Here is a 17391-nt window from a genome sequence, read left to right as displayed (position 1 = left end):
TCAGCGGTTCCAAAATTAGCTTAAACGAGCAATTAACCATTGGCGAATAGCTTGCAATTCTTCTGCGCAAACTTGATGAGCCATTGGATATTCTTGCCAGCTTACATCCATGTTATGTGCTGTTAATACTTCAAACGCATTTCTACCCGCACTGTGCGGTACAACGTTATCTTGGCTACCATGAGCCATAAATACGTTTAAATCAGAATGCTTTGCTTCATCAGCAAATTTGTGTGGCACACACATATAAGTAGAAAGCGCCATAACACCCCCAAGCTTTTGCTCAAAGCGCGGCGCTAAATGCAAAGACACAACACCACCTTGAGAAAAACCAGCTAAAATTATTTTATTAGCAGGAATGCCATTAGCAATTTCTTTATTAATTAACTCTTCTACCTTTGCAGCAGAATCTCTTACGCCTTGTTCATCGGCACGCTTATCTAATTCTATAGACTTAATATCGTACCAAGAGCGCATTTCCATGCCACCATTTATGGTGACCGGTTGCACTGGCGCATGCGGAAAAATAAACCGTATACCAAGCTCGCTTGGTAAATTTAGCTGCGGGGCTACTGGCGCAAAACCATCCCCAGAGTCACCTAAACCATGTAACCAAATAACCGTTGCTTTGTGTTCACTTTGGGCTGCATATTCTACAAATTCTAAACTCATAGTGATGATTGCCACTTAACTTCTTGGCCTGCTTGGCGAGTTGAGGCTTCATTTATAAACGCCCAAAATTCAGCGCCAGAGCGGTTATCAATCCATAACCCATCACGCATTTCAAAATGATGTCCGTTAAACTTAGTCGCAACCCATACTTGATGAAGAGGTGCTTGCTTATTGATCACTATTTTACTTTTATCAGGAAAAATAATTTCTAAAATACCTTGTGCCGATTCATAATCTAAATCAGCTTCGCAATCATCAACCTGCTCTTCAATAGTGAACATAAGAGCTTCGGCTAATTGGTGATATTCGTGTTCAGTCATTGTTATTTCCTTTGCAGGCGAGCCGCCTAATATTGGGTACGTTTTAGCTTTAAAAATGTGCAGCTAGTGTAACAGGAATAAAATCATCCGCGAATAGCTGCATTTTTTAGATATTCTGTTACTCTGCGATTATAAAGCCAGCAACCGTATTAATCTAATGAAAGCGACACATACCTTACAATTAAAAAGACTATTAATAAGCACTGTACTGTTAAGCGCCTTAGCTGGCTGCGGACAAAGCGGTCCGTTATATTTACCAGAGCAACAAACAGAGCAAAACCAACCTCAAAATACAGCTCAGCCAACCACTACCGCTGAGCAAGCCAAAACACAGCAAAGTCAGGAGTAATAAATGGATTATTTTAATTACAAAAACAACCAATTATTTGCCGAAGACGTCAGCGTAGCAAGCATAGCGCAGCAATACGGCACGCCGTGTTATGTATACTCGCGTGCTACATTTGAGCGCCATTACTTAGCATTTGCTAACGCCACTAAAAATCATAAAAGCTTGGTATGTTACGCTGTAAAAGCAAACTCAAATATTGCCGTACTTAATATATTAGCGCGCTTAGGATCGGGTTTCGATATTGTATCTAAAGGTGAACTAGCGCGTGTAATTAAAGCGGGAGGCGATGCTTCTAAAGTGGTTTTTTCAGGCGTGGCTAAAACGTCTGACGAAATAGCTTACGCATTAAAACTGGGCATTAAATGTTTTAATGTAGAGTCGGCGTCTGAGCTTGAGCGTATTTCTGAAGTGGCTTGCGAGCTTAACCTAGAAGCGCCTATTTCTATTCGCGTAAACCCAGACATAGATGCAAAAACACATCCGTATATTTCTACCGGTTTAAAAGAAAATAAATTTGGTATTGATATTCAAACAGCAGTGAGTGTTTATCAACAAGCAGCGGCTTTACCTGGTTTAAAAGTGATTGGCGTTGATTGCCATATTGGCTCTCAATTAACGCAAGTTAGACCTTTTTTAGAAGCCCTTGATAAATTAATGGCGCTTATTGATGAGCTAAAAACCAACGGTATTGAGCTAACTCACTTAGACATTGGTGGCGGTTTAGGCGTGCCATACGACAACGAGCAACCACCACACCCAAGTGAATATGCAGCGCAAGTTACCGAACGCTTAGCTAACTACAAACATCTTGAACTTATTTTTGAACCAGGACGCGCAATTGCAGCTAATGCAGGTATTTTGGTTACTCAAGTTGAATTTATTAAACAAAACCAAGACAAGTTTTTTGCCATTGTCGATGCGGGTATGAACGATATGCTTCGCCCTGCGCTTTATCAAGCGTGGCAAAAAATTATTCCGGTATCCGTTCGCGATGACGAAACACCTACTCACAACTTTGATATTGTGGGTCCGGTGTGCGAAACCGGCGACTTTTTAGGAAAAGACCGTGAACTAGCGCTTAAACAAGGCGATTTACTTGCACAACGAAGTGCGGGTGCATATGGCTTTACCATGAGCTCAAACTACAACTCGCGCCCGCGTGTTGCAGAAATAATGGTAGATGGTCAGCAGCATCACCTTATTCGTGAACGCGAAACTATTGAAAGCCTTTATCAAGGTGAGAAAGTTTTACCATAAACGTTTTTGTCTACTAGCTGCTCTGTGGCATGATTAGCACAGAGCAAAACCGAATTAGAGCGCTATGTTAGTTAATTTTTCCAAAATGCACGGCTTAGGTAACGACTTTGTTGTGATTGATAACATTACACAAAATGTTTTTTTGTCGCGAGACCAAATCAAAAAACTGGCAGATCGCCACTTTGGCATTGGCTTTGACCAATTGCTGATGGTTGAAGCACCATATTCACCTGATCTCGACTTTCATTATCGAATTTTTAATGCCGATGGTACCGAAGTAGAACAATGCGGTAACGGCGCACGCTGTTTTGCCCGCTTTGTACGCATGAAAGGCCTTACTAACAAGCACAAAATTAGTGTATCGACTAAGTCGGGCAACTTAACGCTCTACATAGAAAAAGACGGTCAAGTAACTGTTAACATGGGCCATCCTAATTTTGAGCCAAGTAAAATTCCGTTAAAAGCCAGCAAACGCGAGCTTACTTATATTATTAGAACGCAAGAACACACTGTATTTAGTGGCGCGGTATCTATGGGTAACCCACATTGCGTGCTAGAAGTTGACGACGTAACCACCGCGCAAGTTGATATATTGGGTCCATTACTTGAAAACCACGAACGCTTTCCGCAAAAAGCGAACATTGGCTTTATGCAGGTTGTATCGCAAGAACACATTAAGCTAAGAGTGTGGGAGCGTGGCGTTAACGAAACCTTAGCCTGTGGCACTGGTGCATGTGCAGCAATGGTGATTGGTCATATGCAAAATAAATTATCAACAACCGTTCAAGTAGATTTGCCGGGCGGTACTTTGCAAGTGCGCTGGAGTGGTGAAGGTCACCCGGTACGCATGACTGGTCCCGCAGAGCATGTTTTCGACGGACAAGTAGCACTATGAGCGAGCTAAGTACAGAGCAGGTTATTAATTACTTACAGCAACATCCTGACTTTTTAGTTCATCACCCTGAGCTACTCGCACAACTTGAGCTGCAACAGCAAGCTCAAGGTGCAACGTCACTAGTACATATTCAGCAACGTCAATTACGCGAGCACAACACGCTTTTAAAAAGCCAAATAGATGCTATGAGCAAGCATGCAACGCAAAACGAGCTCGTATATCGTTTGTTTAGCCAATGTCATCGCCAGCTTTGGAATCATGACGATTTTGACACTCTTGCAAATAATCTACGCAATATAATCTGCTCAAGTGAAGATGTTAACGACTGCAAATTAGTAAAATACAATCCCGAGTACGACGAGCTTATTGCGCATCGCCTTACCCATTCTGGGCATTATTTAGGGCGAATTAATAAACAAGAGCGCGAACAATTATTTAGTGAAGATACACAATCCGTCGCTATTTATTTAATTGGCGACACCAAGCACCCTATCGCTATTTTGGCGTTTGGTAGCAATAACGTAAACCATTTTGAGCCCGCGCAAGATAACCTGTTTGTGCTCGACTTTATAAACGCATTACACCTGCGGTTACAAAAACTAGCATGAGTGACGATGCGCCTAATATTACCGCGCTAAGCGACCACTGGCGTACACCCATAACGCTATTTAGCGATTATTTAAAGTTTGAAAAACAATATTCAGCGCACACAGTTAATCAATACGTAAGCCAACTTGGCTTTGCAGCCCTATATTTTAGCAAACTATGTGATGACTGGTTTGGCGTACAAGGCGAACATATTCGCCGCTACAGCATGGCACTGCGATCAAAGCAATTAAGTGGCCGTACAATTAGCTTAAAGCTCAGTTGTATTCGCAGCTTATATAAGTTTTTAAAAGCAAAAAATATTGCCGAGCAATCGCATTACCATAATCCGGCTATAGGTATAAAAGGCCCTAAGTTTGCAAAGCCCCTACCTAAGAATCTCGATGTAGATCAAATGGCACGCTTGCTCGAAATACCCGACGACGAACCTCTCGCTATTAGAGATAAAGCAATGATGGAGTTAATGTATTCTTCAGGGCTGCGTATAAGCGAGTTAGTTGGCGCTAACATGCAAGATATTAGCGCTGCCAATGGTGAAATTTTAGTGCGTGGTAAAGGCAATAAAGAGCGATTAATTCCGGTGGGCAAAAAAGCGTTAGACGCATTAAAAAAATGGCTCACAATACGCCCTCAGTTTGCAAAGCCCGATGAAATAGCAGTATTTTTAAGTAGCCAAAAAAACCGTATTTCGATTCGCCAAGTGCGCCTACGCATGCAAGAGTGGGGAATAAAACAAGGTATTAGCTCGCAGGTTCACCCGCATAAGCTGCGCCACTCGTTTGCGTCACATATTTTAGAATCATCTGGTGATTTACGCGCTGTGCAAGAATTACTAGGGCACAGCAGTTTGTCGGCTACACAAGTGTATACGCATTTAGATTTTCAACATCTAGCCAAGGTGTACGACAACACTCACCCTCGTGCAAAAAAACGAACTGATTAGGTAAATAAATATGATCCGATTTAATCGTGCTATTAAGCCATTTTCTGTCATGAGCTTTGATTTAGACGACACTCTTTACAACAATCACCCCATTATAAAAGCAGCGGTTAAAGCGCAGCAAGATTATTTAAACGCGCTCCCTAGCTACTTAGCCCATGGCCCAAAATACTGGCAACAATGCCGCAATGAAGCCGTATTACAGTTACCTGAACTTGCTGATAACGTCACTAAATGGCGCCAACATACATTGCGCTTAGCCCTTTCTAAACTAGATTTGAATGAGCAAGAGGTAGAGTACCATGCCGATGCTGCCTACAACGCCTTTGCCGATGCGCGCAGTAAAATAGTGGTAACCGACGACGTACTAAAGCTGCTAGATAACTTAGCCCAGCACTTTACGCTGGTTGCTATAACTAATGGTAATGTTGAAATTGAACGCTTTAACTTACACAATAAATTTTCGCTCGTGTTACAAGCCGGTATGCACGGTAAAGCAAAACCTCACAGCACCTTATTTGATAAAGCCGCCGAGCACTTAAACGTTGCTAAAAGTGAAATTTTACACATTGGCGATAGCCTAGATACCGACGTACAAGGCGCAAATAATGCCGGTTGCCAATCGGTATGGTTAAACGATCAAGGCGCCAATTATGCTTATAAAGGGCTGGCTGATATTGAAATAGCCAATATTCATGCCTTAACGCACTTTATTAAATAATACCAATTGCATTAAATAAGAGGTCACAATGAGCCACTATACCAAGCTAATTACCTTGCTATTAATTGGCTCACTTAGCCTTAACGCTTATTTATTGTGGCCGCAGCCCGCGCCAACCAAAGTACAAAAAACGCAAGGTGCTGAAAAAAGCATATCGCCTAAACAACAAAATACGCTATTAAATACGGCAAAGCAGCAGTTTAAAAAACACCAATTTGAAGCCGCACTTAGTAGCTATCAACAACTCAAAAACAGCAATCCAGAAATCGCAAAAAACCTTTATTCATCGTGGCTGATACAGCTTAAAACATGGCTAAATAGCAATTTATTACTCAGCGAATCATTTCTCAATGCGCTATTAAATAACAGCCCTTATAACGTAGAGTTACTTAATTTACAGGTTGAGTATTTAATAAATAGCGAGCAAACACAAAATGCCATTATTGCTTTATTTGAGCTTAATTCATTACAACCTGCTGATCAGCAAAGTAATGTAAATACACGTTTAAATACGCTCACTCAAAACGAATTACACACATTAACTGAGCAACAAAATTGGCAAGCTATTATTGAGCAAACACAAATTTGGCTTGATTATAAAAGCGATAACGCGCAGTTTTTATATCCGCTTGCGTATGCCTACTATCAGCAAGGCGATTTAATTAGCGCACAAGCAACCCTTGATCGAATGCCAAACCAGCACAATCTAAAAAGCCAAGTGCAAACACTGCAAGCGATGATCAATAAAGCACAATCGCAAGACGACTTCGTTGCTTTAACGCCTTACGGCGCGCATTACTTAATAAACACCGAAATAAATAATAACCTATCGACCGAACTAATGATTGATACAGGCGCAAGCGTAACCTCGCTACCTACAAATATTATTGAGCAAATTTCGCCACGACCTTTGTATTTAGGCGATGTAACGGTCAACACAGCTAATGGTCAAATTGTTGTAAAGCGTTATCAAATTGAATCGTTTAAAGTGGGCTCGCAAATTATTTATGGTTTTGAAGTGCTAAGCATTGAAAACACCCGTGGGCAAGGTTTACTAGGAATGAACTTTTTATCGCGATTTAAATTCAATATAAATCAGCAAACAGATGAGCTAGAGTTGAGCGCTAAATAATTAAAAACCCAAAGGTAACACATGACACTAAATAACTATTTAAAAGCACTTGCTGAAAACCCAAAAAGCATTCAATTTACCGATACAATGGCCGTGATTGAAGCAAATTACGACTTTACTGCATGTGGCTTTAATAACCATGGATTACTTAGCGCTGCGAGTGAGAACAACGGCTCGTGTAAAATTTTTGCGTTTGCTAAATTAAACGATTTAAGTAAACAAAATACGTTGGATTGTTTTGGTAAGTTTTACCGAGAAGACGTGCTGCAAAACCCAAAAGGCAATGATCACATGAACATTCGCACGTTTATGTTAGCACCAGAGACAACACCTTTTTTAGGTATTACCTTTGAAGGCGAGCCACTAAAGGCAAAATAGCCAGCAAAAATTAAAGTGGTTTTTCCATAAAGTAACGCGTACCTGAGCGTGGGTAATTATTAAGTTGATACTTAACACTATAACCGCGCTTTTCATAAAAGGGTTTTGCTTGAAAATCAAGTGTATCAAGCTGAGCAGTTGTAGCACCTAGCTCAATAGCTGCTTGTTCAAGTGCCATTAGCAGTTTATCTGCAAGCCCTTTACCTCGTGCAATATCGCTACACCAAAGCCAACTAATCATCAGCCAATTTCCAAACACACACCCACTAATACCGGCAACAAGCTCGCCCTGCTCATCAGTAAATTTATAGCCTAATGGCAGCCTTTGCGCATCAAAATGCTGGGCGTTAAATTCAACCATTTGTGCGCGAAGCGCTGAGTTTAACGCATCGGTATTATCTACTTTTAATTGATACATTTATCGCCCTTAAAAAGCAGATACTAGCAAATTAGCTCAATCAATAAAGATTATTTTTACCATAAGGTACTTCAAGCATATTGCTGCTGGTTTTATCCGGCTGACCGCACATTTCGTCGTAAGCGCTTGTTTGCCTTAACATCATCTGTGCGTACGCTATTTTTTCAAAACGCTTTTGTACATGCAGTGGGCTGAGTGCTCTTAAAAACTCACCACTGTCTTCTGTTACATAATATTCAACGTTATTAATCATCACTGATACTTGATAAAGCGCCATATCTAACGAGTGAACAATAACTTTTTGTAGCGGCTCGTGCTTTTTTAACTGTGAAAATTTAATGCCCATCATGTTTACCTTTTTGTATTTAGCATTATCGATACGCAGCTTTGCTATAATCACGATCAAATTTTTATTAGCCGCTGGCGTCACACGTTATGAGCACAAAAATCCGACTCGCTAAATATATTGCCCATGCAGGTATTTGCTCTCGTAAACAGGCATCGCGCTTAATTGATGAAGGTGTGGTGACTGTAAATAATCGCCCAGCAAATCATATAGATCACGTTGACGAGCAAGACACAATAATAGTGAACGAAAAAGAAATTAAAGGAGCTGCCGATTTAGTTTATTTTGCGTACCACAAACCAGTAGGTATTGACTGTAAATTAAATATTGATGACCCTGCCAGCCTTATTCACCATTTGCCTACACTTACCCGTGTTTACCCTATTGGTCGATTAGATAAAGACTCTCGTGGTTTGCTTATTTTGACCAACGATGGGGATTTTTGTAATCAACTAATACATCCTGACTTCCACCAGCCTAAACATTATTTAGTCACCGTAAATAAGCCTTTAGACGATGCTTTTTGTAAAAAAATGGCTGCAGGCGTACCCGTTGATAAACACATATCCCTGCCTTGTGAGGTAAATAAAATAGCCAGTAATCAGTTTAGTATTGTTTTAAAACAAGGGCTAAACAGACAAATACGTAAAATGGCGCATTACTGCGGATACAAAGTTATTGATTTATTTAGAGTGCAATTTAGTGACCTCACCCTTTCAAAACTAAACCTACCTGAAAACCAATATATACAAATTAATAAAAACGATATTTCAAAAATCTAATACCAAGTCACTTAACTACATCTCAAAAAGTTAAAAATAAACTTGCAAAAATAGATTACGGGTGTAGTCTTAAATCAAAGATTACACTTGTAGGCGATAAAATGATTGAATTATCAAAAGCAGAGTTTGACGTGCTCGACGCACTTTGGATTAACTACCCCGCCACCGCGAGCCAAATAATTGAGCGCTTAAGCGACGATAAGCAATGGCACGAAAAAACCATTAAAACCCTGCTAGGTCGACTAGTAAAAAAAGGCGCACTTACATTTGAAAAAGAAGGTCGCCAATATATTTATACTCCCTGTATGGAGCGCGCCGACTACACCTTAAAAGAAAGCCAAAACTTTATTGAGCGATTTTTTAGTGGACGTATTGCGCCACTTGTAAGTGGTTTTGCTAAATCGGAGCAGCTTTCTCAGCAAGATATAAACGAGCTTAAAAAAGTTATAGATGACTGGGAAAAAAACCAAAAGTAAGGGATTAACATGGCTATTCAAACTGGTTTTAATTGGTTGATTGAGCAGCAATTACTATTAAGCATTTTGTTTTGTGGATTTATTTTACTCGAGCGATTTGGTTTAAAAGCCCTTGGCTCGCGGTTTGTATATAAATTAGCATGGCTATTACCTGCGGCATTGGTTATTGCTAATTTACCAAATGCGATTAAACCACTGCAAAATAGCAATATTAGCCATTACTTAATCACCCCTAACCAGCCTTTTATACATGAAATGGGTATTAGCTGGGCGCTCATGTATGTACTTATTACCGCAGGGTTATTAATAGCTAGCTTTATTACGCATACCCGCTTTATTAAAAGCCTGCAGTTAACTGAGTTAACCCAATTTGAAAGCACTCTTACCGCTGATGTTAAAACTTATACCAGCCAACATGTAGCCACGCCAATGGTGGTCGGTATTTTAAACAGCAAGCTGGTGTTACCGAGTAACTACAATACCCAGTTTGATAAAGCCACATTAGCGCTTATTTTAGAGCACGAAAACGTACACATAAAACGCAAAGACAACCTAACAAACGCACTTATGTTACTACCTACTATTTTACTTTGGTTTAACCCACTAGCTTGGTTTTGTTACGCAAGCATGCGCCGACTACAAGAGTTGACTTGTGATGAACGGGTACTTGCCAATAAAACCACACAACAACATATTTTATATAGCAAAGCCTTAATAAACTGCGCGGCAAATGCGCCCACAGGACTTATGGCTTATTCACACTACGGAGATAAAAAAACCATGTTACAACGACTTACTAATATAAAACACAGCGGGGAGCGTTCAAAGTTTGCTAAAGGTGGCTTATTACTTGTAGCCGCAAGCATGCTAAGCGGCTTAGCGATTGCAAAGCAACCAGAGGCAATGACTAAAGAGGATCACATTTCACCAACAATACGCATTGAACCTGCTTACCCAATACAAGCAGCCCAACAAGGGATCAGCGGCTCTGTTGTATTAAAATACGATATTGCAGCAAACGGTAAAACAAAAAACATTAGTGTTATTCAATCAAAACCTAAAGATGTTTTTGATAAATCAGCGAAAGAGGCACTAGCAAAATGGAAATATAAAGCATCAGATTCAGGTTTTGAAGATGTACTTGTGCAACTAGATTTTGCGATTAATAGTGAAGTGGCGCCTACCGATTTAATTGAGCGAATTAAAGTATCGCATTAACGCCACGAGTTGTTCAAGACTACAAAGCAAGCGCCCTTTTAGGCTGCTTGCTTTGTGGTTTTACGCTATAAACCTACAAACTCACCACAATCATGGCAATGGCTGTACCCAAACCAATAAACCACACTAATGAGCGAATTATATCTAGGTTCATATAGTAAAATACGCAATACAAAATACGCGACACAATATGCGTAACCGCTAGCGTTTCGGTCACTGCACCTACAGAGTTAGTGCCCAGTACAACTGCAATAGCGACAGCAAAAACAGCAAGCGATTCAAAACAGTTTTGATGAGCAGCGAGCGCCCGTGCACCAAAGCCGGTTAATTTTGTTTGTTGCGCCCTTGGATGTTTATTGTCGTATCGACCTAATTTTGCCATTGCTATAGCAACCGGCACTTTTGCAAAGTAAGGCATTAATACCGCAAGTAATGCACATACAACTAATGTTGTCATAATTTATCCTTTTGATGTTTCGGATAATTTAGCATAAGCGTAATAAAAAAGCCGCCAGATACGTTTTATGACAAACGCTGGCGGCTAACAATAACATCAGACCTACTATAGCTAAATTTATCCTCAAACCCGTGCGACATAATGTCGCAGATGATGAATATTCAACATCATAGTTAATGCATCGCTTTACTTCACAAAGCTTGTTAACTTTACTGCCTTACATTTTAATGATGACGACCATGACCTGGATATTTTTCACTTTTTTAGCCGCCTTCATGCAAGCATGGCGTAATGCCCTGCAAAGTAAATTAAGCAACGATGTGAGTGTTGCTGGCGTAACTCTCTCCCGCTTTATTATTGCAGGCCCTATTGCTGGCGTGTATTTATATGGTTTGTATCAATATCAAGATACAGCCATGCCTACGTTTAATAATGCCTTTTGGGGATTTATTGTAGGCGCAAGTGTGATGCAAATACTTGCCACTGGTTTAATGGTTAATTTATTTAAAATGAATAATTACGCTGTAGGTGCTGGTCTTGCCAAAAGCGAGGCATTAGTAGCTGCCATTTTAGGTGTATTATTTTTTGGCTCGGCACTTTCTTTACTCGGTTGGCTTGGTGTGTTTTTTGGCGCTATCGCCGTATTGCTACTCAGTGGCATAACAAGCGTTAAACACTTTAATGCTAAAACAGCATTACTAGGACTGGCTTGTGGTACTTGCTTTGCACTTACATCGCTGTGGGTACGAGAAGCGAGCTTAAATTCAGGATTATTATTTCCTCACTCAGCAGCTTGGGTTTTGCTGTTTGTAATTAGCTTACAAACACTAATACTACTGGGCTATTTATTATTAAAAGAGCCAAAAACGCTCAGTAAACTGTGGCAATACAAAGGTACTACAGCCGCAATTAGTGTTTTTAGTTGTGTCGGTTCTATTGGCTGGTTTAGTGCAATGAGCTTACAGCACGTTGCTTACGTTAAAACACTTGGACAGGCTGAAGTGTTTTTTACCATGCTAATTGCCGTTCTTTGGTTAAAGCAGCCACTTAAGAAACAAGATACTGCTGGCTTAATACTCATAGCCATTGCTGCTGTTTTGGTTATGTTGCCGAATTAAGGGCATAAAAAAGCGCAGGCTTTTATACCTGCGCTGTTATAATTTTTATAGCTTTAAGAACTGGTTCTAAGAGCTGATTTTTAGTGTTATCACGCCACTAATAATCATTAATACTCCTGCAATACGACCAAATGTAGCTGCATCGTTATAAAACAATATACCCACTAAAAACGTACCGGCGGCGCCAATACCTGTCCATACGGCGTATGAGGTACCCATTGATATTTGCCTTTGTGCAAGCCACAACATAAAACCACTAGCGACTAAAAATACCACCGCTATTGCTATGCCTTGCCAGCGTGTATCAGCGTTTTGCGAAATTTTTAAGCCAATCGGCCAGCCAATTTCAAGTAACCCAGCAATAATTAAGTACACCCACGCCATTAAACGTCTCTCTTTTTAACAATCACTTCGTATAAATCTTCGCGGCGATCTTTTAAATTACGCACTGTGCCTTCGCTGTGAAGTATTTTAAGCTTATCCATATCAAGGTCACTAAATAGCAGCATTTCGGTGTTTGGTGTGGCTTCGTTAAGTGTTGCATCGTGCGGGAACGAAAAGTCCGATGGCGTTAATACCGCCGATTGTGAGTACTGCACATCAAGGCTTTCTACCTCAGGTAAGTTACCTACTGAACCTGCAATAACCACATAACATTCGTTTTCTATTGCACGCGCTTGTGCACAGTGGCGCACACGTAAATAACTGTTTTTGGTATCAGTCCAAAATGGCACAAACAGAATATCTAACCCTTGTTTGGCCAATATGCGTGAAAGCTCAGGAAACTCTACATCATAACAAATCTGAATACCTACACGACCGGCATCGGTATCAAACACGGCAATTTTATCGCCGCCTTGAATAACCCAATCGTTTTGCTCATGCGGGGTAATATGTATTTTACGTTGCTCGTCTATCTTACCGCTACGATGGCATAGGTAACTTACGTTATAAATTTTATCATCTTCGGCAAGTGGCATAGAGCCGGTAATAATATTGGCGTTGTATTCTATTGCCATACGCGACATGGCGTTTTTAAATGTTTCGGTGTATTCCGCTAAATAGCGAATCGCTTCTGTTTGATTACTTTGATTTCCTAGCCCCATTAGTGGCGCATTAAAAAACTCAGGGAATAGTATAAAGTCACTTTTGTAGTCAGATACGGTATCTACAAAGTATTCAACCTGCTTTAGCATTTCTTCAACCGATTCAACACAACGCATTTGCCATTGCACAGCACCTACTCGCACGATTGATTTAGTTGACTCAAGTACCGTGTCGGTTGGCTCATACATAATGTTATTCCACTCAAGTAAAGTGGCGTAACCAACAGACTCTTGATCCTCCGGTAAATACTTTTTAAGCAAACGCTTTACCTGAAAATCGTTAGATAGCTGAAAGCTCAAAATAGGATCGTATAATTCTTTTTGATCTACTTTTGCAATGTATTCCATTGGCGTCATTTCACTGCTGTGATTGTAATAACGCGGAATACGCCCACCAGCTAAAATAGCGCGTAAGTTATATTGGCGGCACAATTCTTTACGGGCATCATAAAGGCGACGACCTAAACGCATGCCTCTGTGACTTTCGCTAATAGCAACATCTAAGCCGTATAGCGCATCGCCGTCGGTATCGCTAAATACACGGTCGTGACCGTCTGCAATATCTTCGTATGTATGCGGGTTTGAAAAACGCGTGTAATCAACCTGTACGCTTAATGCTAAGCCCACCAGCACGCCGTCATCCACAATACCTATTTGCCCTTCAGGAAACTGGTCTATTAATCTAAAAATGGTATGACTTGGCCACGCACCGCCTAAGTCGGGATACGCTTGATCCATCAAGGTTTTAATTTGCGGATATTGCTCTCTGGTTAAGTTACAAATTTCAAGATGGGTTTTTTCTGCCGACATACACAACTCCTTTGGGCATAAGAAAATAAAAGCCGAATGTACGTTAAAGTACACTCAGCTTTGTATCATGTTTTTTACGTTACGCGTACTACTTTAAACTGCGATAAAAAAGTGTGGTTACTTTCTCTTTTGGTAACCAGCCTGCGTATTCAAGATTCAGCTCAGCCAATGGATCGGCTTTAAGTACTTGCTCTAAGCTTGCATTATTTTGCATTGCTTTTAGCATTACGTCTTTCGCGTTTTGAACTAGCTTACCATACGCTATCAGTCCTGAACGGTCACTTACCTTGCCGTGTCCTGGTATTACTTTAGTGTTGTCGTCAATTTGATTAACTACATCGTTTACTGCCGCTAAAATACCATCAACGCTGCCGCCGCTATCTACATCAACAAACGGTAAGCTGCCAAAATTAAAGTAGATGTCGCCCATGTGCACTATGTTGTCGTTACTAAAAAAGATAACCGAATCGCCATCGGTGTGTGCATGTTCGTAATGCACTACATGGGCGTGTTCGTTATTAAAATGTAGTTTTAAGTCGTGACCAAAACTAATGCGCGGTAAAAAGTCTGACCCTTCGCCGTGCTGCTCTTCTAAACGTTTGTGTACATTGTCGTGCGCTATAACATGCGCACCCGCTTTAGCAAAGTTCTCGTTGCCACCGGTATGATCGCCATGATGGTGAGTATTAATAACAAACTCTGCACTGCCTGGTTTTAAATCACTAATGGTTTTTTTAATATCATCTGAGAGTTTGGCAAACTGATCATCAATAATATAAATGCCATCATCGCCTACACTTGCTGCAATATTACCGCCTTGCCCAAATAGTACGTATACATGCTCACTTAGTTTTTGTGCTGTTACTGGGCCATCGTCTGCTTGCGCTGTAGTGCTTAGTAATAAACCTGTTATTAATGCGGGTAGTATTTTTTTCATTTTTGTTCTCTGTTGTATGAATTAATAAATATAGAACGTTTTTATCACTATTTAAGCTCACTCACTTATCACTTAAACGTTATTTAATAGGACTTATTACTATTTGATGCATAAGTGTTTGCGGCAATAAAGGTGTATGTTTACCCTCTACGTAATCACTAAACCCCGCTCTGTAAAATTCAGAAAGAGGGTGCCCCGATTGCCCACCAGGAATAGCTAAAATTGCATGCTCTAGATGCCCAGGTTGAGCAATAAAACGCTGTGATGCGCCAAAACTACGCCCTTGTACGGCGGGCATATAACTATCTCCAAAACCTGCTGCTGTGGGCATATTTAATAACTTAGCAAGTAACGGCATTTGCTTTGCAAACGGATGCTCTATCACTAACTCATTTACCTTGCCCCACTGCCAGTTTTGTACGTTATTGCCAAATTGTTCTGTAAGCTTAGTAATAGTTTGGCTAAATGCTCCTTGTAACTGCTCATCCCAGCTTTTAAATTGTGGGTTTATCCATGTGTCGGGCTTGTTGTTTATAAGCTGCCAAACAGCGGGCTCTAAATCTCGTTTTACATATTTAAGTGTGCCTTGTTGTTTATTTAATTCATCTTCCATATTACTAAATAAAATATTAATCACTGCATCGCGGTAGCGCTTAACTAAGGTATACCCTGTGGAGGTTGAACACGCACATTGCTGCCAGTTTTCAAGCGCTGTTATATATTGCTGATTTTTAGTTATATCGGTTTTTAATTGCTTTAATAACAGAGCATGCCAAGGCATTAAAAAGCGAGCTTGATTATCAAGTTGTAATGCGTAAAAGTCGCTCTCAGCAAATGTTTGTTTTTCAAATAATCTATCGCGAATTTGGCTCGAACGTGCGCCGAGTGCATAGCCACCATTACCAAAACGCGCGTCATCCTCAGCCGATACCACGCGAGAATTACCAGTCCATAATCGACCGTTTTGCGGGTTTTTAATAAAAGGGCGTTGTAATTCATTTTGCTGCCAAAGCGCTGAGTAGTCATCGGCATTTACGCCAAGCTCACTTGGCGCTTTACGAGCCGGTATACCGCCCATGTTTTTCCACGCTGCGCTACCAAGGCTGTCTACCACCATAAGATTTTGCACCGGAATGCCCACATCGCTTGCTACAGCAAGTGCATCATCTACCGTTTTGGCTTGCTCTAATTTTAATAACTGCATATTAACGGCATAAGGCTGATGGGCTGCCCAGCTCAACGCATAAGGTTTTTCGTTAATATATTTTACAGGTCCGTATTCACTGAGTATTAATGAATAGTTTTCAACCTCCCCATCGGGTAATGCAATCGATTCATCTACTTGCCATGTTTTACTATCATCGTTTAATGCAATCCAATCGGCTGTATCTAAATAACCGTTAGTAAATCCCCATGCAACATTGTTGTTAGTGCCAACAACAATGGCAGGTGCGCCGGGCAGCGATACACCGGTTACCTGAGTCTGCTCACCACTGTGCATGTAATTTAATTGTGCCCTGTACCAAATTACAGGTACTGCCATCGATAAATGCATATCATCCGACACCATACCAGCCTCTGTTTTAGTAAGCGCCCCTGTAACAGCCCAGTTATTACTGCCGCGCTCTTGGTTGGCTTCAATACTTTTAACTATATGCTTTGTTTGAGTTGGAAAGGTAGGTATGCCGTCGCTATAAGGCGCTAATTTGCTGCCATCAAGCGCGGCTTGGTACTTACTCGGTTGCGTTAAAAAATCAACCATTTGCTTTGTGTACGCTTGCTCAATTTGAATAAGTGCTTGGTCGCGCTCAAATGTGGCACTTTGTAAATCTAGGTACATGCTAAATATCACAAGTAGGCTGTCTTCACTTTGCCATGGCTTTTGCGCTGCACCGGTTAGTAAATACTCAAAGCTTGAATACCCTACTTGCGCTAAACCTTCGTTTACACCTTGAGCGTAACTTTTAAGTAATTGCTTATCTGCATCAGGCAGGGTTTGTAAAATAATTTGGCTGCGTTTACGTAATTGATGAAAACGCATTTTTTTATCGAGCCCCAACGCTGCTTCGCCAAATAATTCACTTAACTCACCTGCGGCATTACGCCTTAGTAAATCCATTTGAAAAAATCGGTCTTGGCCATGCGCATAACCTAAACCATAGGCAGCGTCGTTTCGGCTATCTGCATTTATTACTGCTTGCCCTAGTGCATCGCGCGAAATTTTTACAGGCTCTACCACCGCGTTACTGCGTCCGTTTCCATCAAGAGCGGGTAAACTTAAACTAAGTACCCCATAAACAACAGCGGTACTTGCCAGCCCTAATATCACAATTAATAACAACAAGCGTTTGATTACTTTAAACATCACCGTTTCCTTTGCACGTTTTGACCAAGCGTTAAGCACATATAATAACCACAGTTTTATTAAATAATAATGTTCTTGCTCGCAAAGG

The 17391-nt window shown here is 40.7% G+C and carries 21 protein-coding genes; 12 read left to right on the top strand and 9 right to left on the bottom strand.

The annotated features are described in order from the left end of the window. Window positions 1-15: 15 nt before the first annotated feature. On the bottom strand, window positions 16-672 hold the full coding sequence (locus tag I6E69_RS14635) for an alpha/beta hydrolase (RefSeq protein ID WP_039486876.1): 657 nt from the start codon (window positions 670-672) through the stop codon (window positions 16-18). Then, the gene (gene cyaY / locus I6E69_RS14630) at window positions 669-992 is read right to left on the bottom strand and encodes an iron donor protein CyaY (protein ID WP_002960979.1); all 324 of its coding nucleotides are present in this window, start codon (window positions 990-992) and stop codon (window positions 669-671) included. Before cyaY ends, I6E69_RS14635 begins: the two co-directional genes overlap by 4 nt. A gap of 157 nt (window positions 993-1149) precedes the next feature. On the opposite strand from cyaY, the gene I6E69_RS14625 reads away from it, so the two are divergent. The 8 genes from I6E69_RS14625 (at window position 1150) to I6E69_RS14590 (ending at window position 7270) form a co-directional block, all read left to right on the top strand. Next, complete coding sequence (locus tag I6E69_RS14625) at window positions 1150-1341, top strand: lipoprotein (protein WP_197121534.1); 192 nt, start codon at window positions 1150-1152, stop codon at window positions 1339-1341. Between the two features lie 3 nt (window positions 1342-1344). Continuing rightward, window positions 1345-2598: a diaminopimelate decarboxylase gene (lysA, locus tag I6E69_RS14620; RefSeq protein ID WP_002960983.1), complete on the top strand. Its 1254-nt coding sequence runs from the start codon at window positions 1345-1347 to the stop codon at window positions 2596-2598. A gap of 64 nt (window positions 2599-2662) precedes the next feature. Next, the gene (gene dapF, locus I6E69_RS14615; RefSeq protein ID WP_002960987.1) at window positions 2663-3493 is read left to right on the top strand and encodes a diaminopimelate epimerase; all 831 of its coding nucleotides are present in this window, start codon (window positions 2663-2665) and stop codon (window positions 3491-3493) included. Continuing rightward, window positions 3490-4101, top strand: coding sequence for a DUF484 family protein (locus I6E69_RS14610; protein WP_149594657.1), 612 nt, complete (start codon window positions 3490-3492; stop codon window positions 4099-4101). Before dapF ends, I6E69_RS14610 begins: the two co-directional genes overlap by 4 nt. Then, window positions 4098-5042 (top strand): tyrosine recombinase XerC, encoded by a 945-nt coding sequence (locus I6E69_RS14605; protein WP_024594613.1) that lies wholly within the window; start codon window positions 4098-4100, stop codon window positions 5040-5042. The genes I6E69_RS14610 and I6E69_RS14605 overlap by 4 nt, the downstream gene beginning before the upstream one ends. 10 nt (window positions 5043-5052) lie before the next feature. Further along, on the top strand, window positions 5053-5760 hold the full coding sequence (locus tag I6E69_RS14600) for an HAD-IA family hydrolase (protein ID WP_149594655.1): 708 nt from the start codon (window positions 5053-5055) through the stop codon (window positions 5758-5760). A 28-nt stretch (window positions 5761-5788) separates the two neighbouring features. Then, window positions 5789-6892, top strand: coding sequence for a retroviral-like aspartic protease family protein (locus tag I6E69_RS14595; RefSeq protein ID WP_149594654.1), 1104 nt, complete (start codon window positions 5789-5791; stop codon window positions 6890-6892). Between the two features lie 21 nt (window positions 6893-6913). Beyond that, the gene (locus tag I6E69_RS14590) at window positions 6914-7270 is read left to right on the top strand and encodes a HopJ type III effector protein (RefSeq protein WP_197121533.1); all 357 of its coding nucleotides are present in this window, start codon (window positions 6914-6916) and stop codon (window positions 7268-7270) included. A gap of 10 nt (window positions 7271-7280) precedes the next feature. Here I6E69_RS14590 and I6E69_RS14585 read toward each other — a convergent pair whose 3' ends face one another. Together I6E69_RS14585 and I6E69_RS14580 are read right to left on the bottom strand one after the other, a co-directional pair. Then, window positions 7281-7688 carry a GNAT family N-acetyltransferase gene (locus I6E69_RS14585; protein WP_197121532.1) on the bottom strand — a complete coding sequence of 136 codons (408 nt, stop codon included), beginning with the start codon at window positions 7686-7688 and terminating at the stop codon, window positions 7281-7283. A 40-nt stretch (window positions 7689-7728) separates the two neighbouring features. Further along, window positions 7729-8034, bottom strand: a complete 306-nt coding sequence (locus tag I6E69_RS14580) for a DUF6482 family protein (RefSeq protein WP_002961002.1) — start codon at window positions 8032-8034, stop codon at window positions 7729-7731. An 89-nt stretch (window positions 8035-8123) separates the two neighbouring features. Between I6E69_RS14580 and I6E69_RS14575 the strand changes: the two genes are divergently transcribed. The 3 genes from I6E69_RS14575 (at window position 8124) to I6E69_RS14565 (ending at window position 10510) form a co-directional block, all read left to right on the top strand. Further along, entirely contained in the window at window positions 8124-8816 is a 693-nt protein-coding gene (locus I6E69_RS14575) for a pseudouridine synthase (protein WP_197121531.1), read from the top strand. 101 nt (window positions 8817-8917) lie between these two features. Beyond that, a complete protein-coding gene (locus I6E69_RS14570; RefSeq protein ID WP_007377323.1) occupies window positions 8918-9292 on the top strand; it encodes a BlaI/MecI/CopY family transcriptional regulator in 375 nt (124 codons plus the stop codon). A gap of 9 nt (window positions 9293-9301) precedes the next feature. Then, window positions 9302-10510, top strand: coding sequence for a TonB family protein (locus I6E69_RS14565; RefSeq protein WP_197121530.1), 1209 nt, complete (start codon window positions 9302-9304; stop codon window positions 10508-10510). Between the two features lie 73 nt (window positions 10511-10583). On the opposite strand, the gene I6E69_RS14560 is transcribed toward I6E69_RS14565, so the two are convergent. Then, complete coding sequence (locus I6E69_RS14560; protein WP_024605945.1) at window positions 10584-10967, bottom strand: MAPEG family protein; 384 nt, start codon at window positions 10965-10967, stop codon at window positions 10584-10586. A 230-nt stretch (window positions 10968-11197) separates the two neighbouring features. Between I6E69_RS14560 and I6E69_RS14555 the strand changes: the two genes are divergently transcribed. Then, window positions 11198-12085 carry a DMT family transporter gene (locus tag I6E69_RS14555; RefSeq protein WP_197121546.1) on the top strand — a complete coding sequence of 296 codons (888 nt, stop codon included), beginning with the start codon at window positions 11198-11200 and terminating at the stop codon, window positions 12083-12085. 66 nt (window positions 12086-12151) lie between these two features. Here the strand turns inward: I6E69_RS14555 and I6E69_RS14550 are convergent, their stop codons facing one another. The 4 genes from I6E69_RS14550 to I6E69_RS14535 form a co-directional block, all read right to left on the bottom strand. Beyond that, window positions 12152-12469: a multidrug efflux SMR transporter gene (locus I6E69_RS14550; RefSeq protein ID WP_002962354.1), complete on the bottom strand. Its 318-nt coding sequence runs from the start codon at window positions 12467-12469 to the stop codon at window positions 12152-12154. Continuing rightward, window positions 12469-14001 carry a bifunctional GNAT family N-acetyltransferase/carbon-nitrogen hydrolase family protein gene (locus tag I6E69_RS14545; RefSeq protein ID WP_024595458.1) on the bottom strand — a complete coding sequence of 511 codons (1533 nt, stop codon included), beginning with the start codon at window positions 13999-14001 and terminating at the stop codon, window positions 12469-12471. The genes I6E69_RS14550 and I6E69_RS14545 overlap by 1 nt, the downstream gene beginning before the upstream one ends. An 88-nt stretch (window positions 14002-14089) precedes the next feature. Continuing rightward, complete coding sequence (locus I6E69_RS14540; RefSeq protein ID WP_039486908.1) at window positions 14090-14938, bottom strand: MBL fold metallo-hydrolase; 849 nt, start codon at window positions 14936-14938, stop codon at window positions 14090-14092. Between the two features lie 79 nt (window positions 14939-15017). Further along, entirely contained in the window at window positions 15018-17303 is a 2286-nt protein-coding gene (locus I6E69_RS14535) for a penicillin acylase family protein (protein ID WP_197121529.1), read from the bottom strand. Window positions 17304-17391 lie beyond the last annotated feature (88 nt).

Source organism: Pseudoalteromonas sp. NZS100 (genome assembly GCF_015864815.1).
Classification (GTDB): Bacteria; Pseudomonadota; Gammaproteobacteria; order Enterobacterales; family Alteromonadaceae; genus Pseudoalteromonas; species Pseudoalteromonas distincta.
Note: the sequence above shows the minus strand (reverse complement) of the source record. Positions and strands in the feature narration are given on the sequence as shown.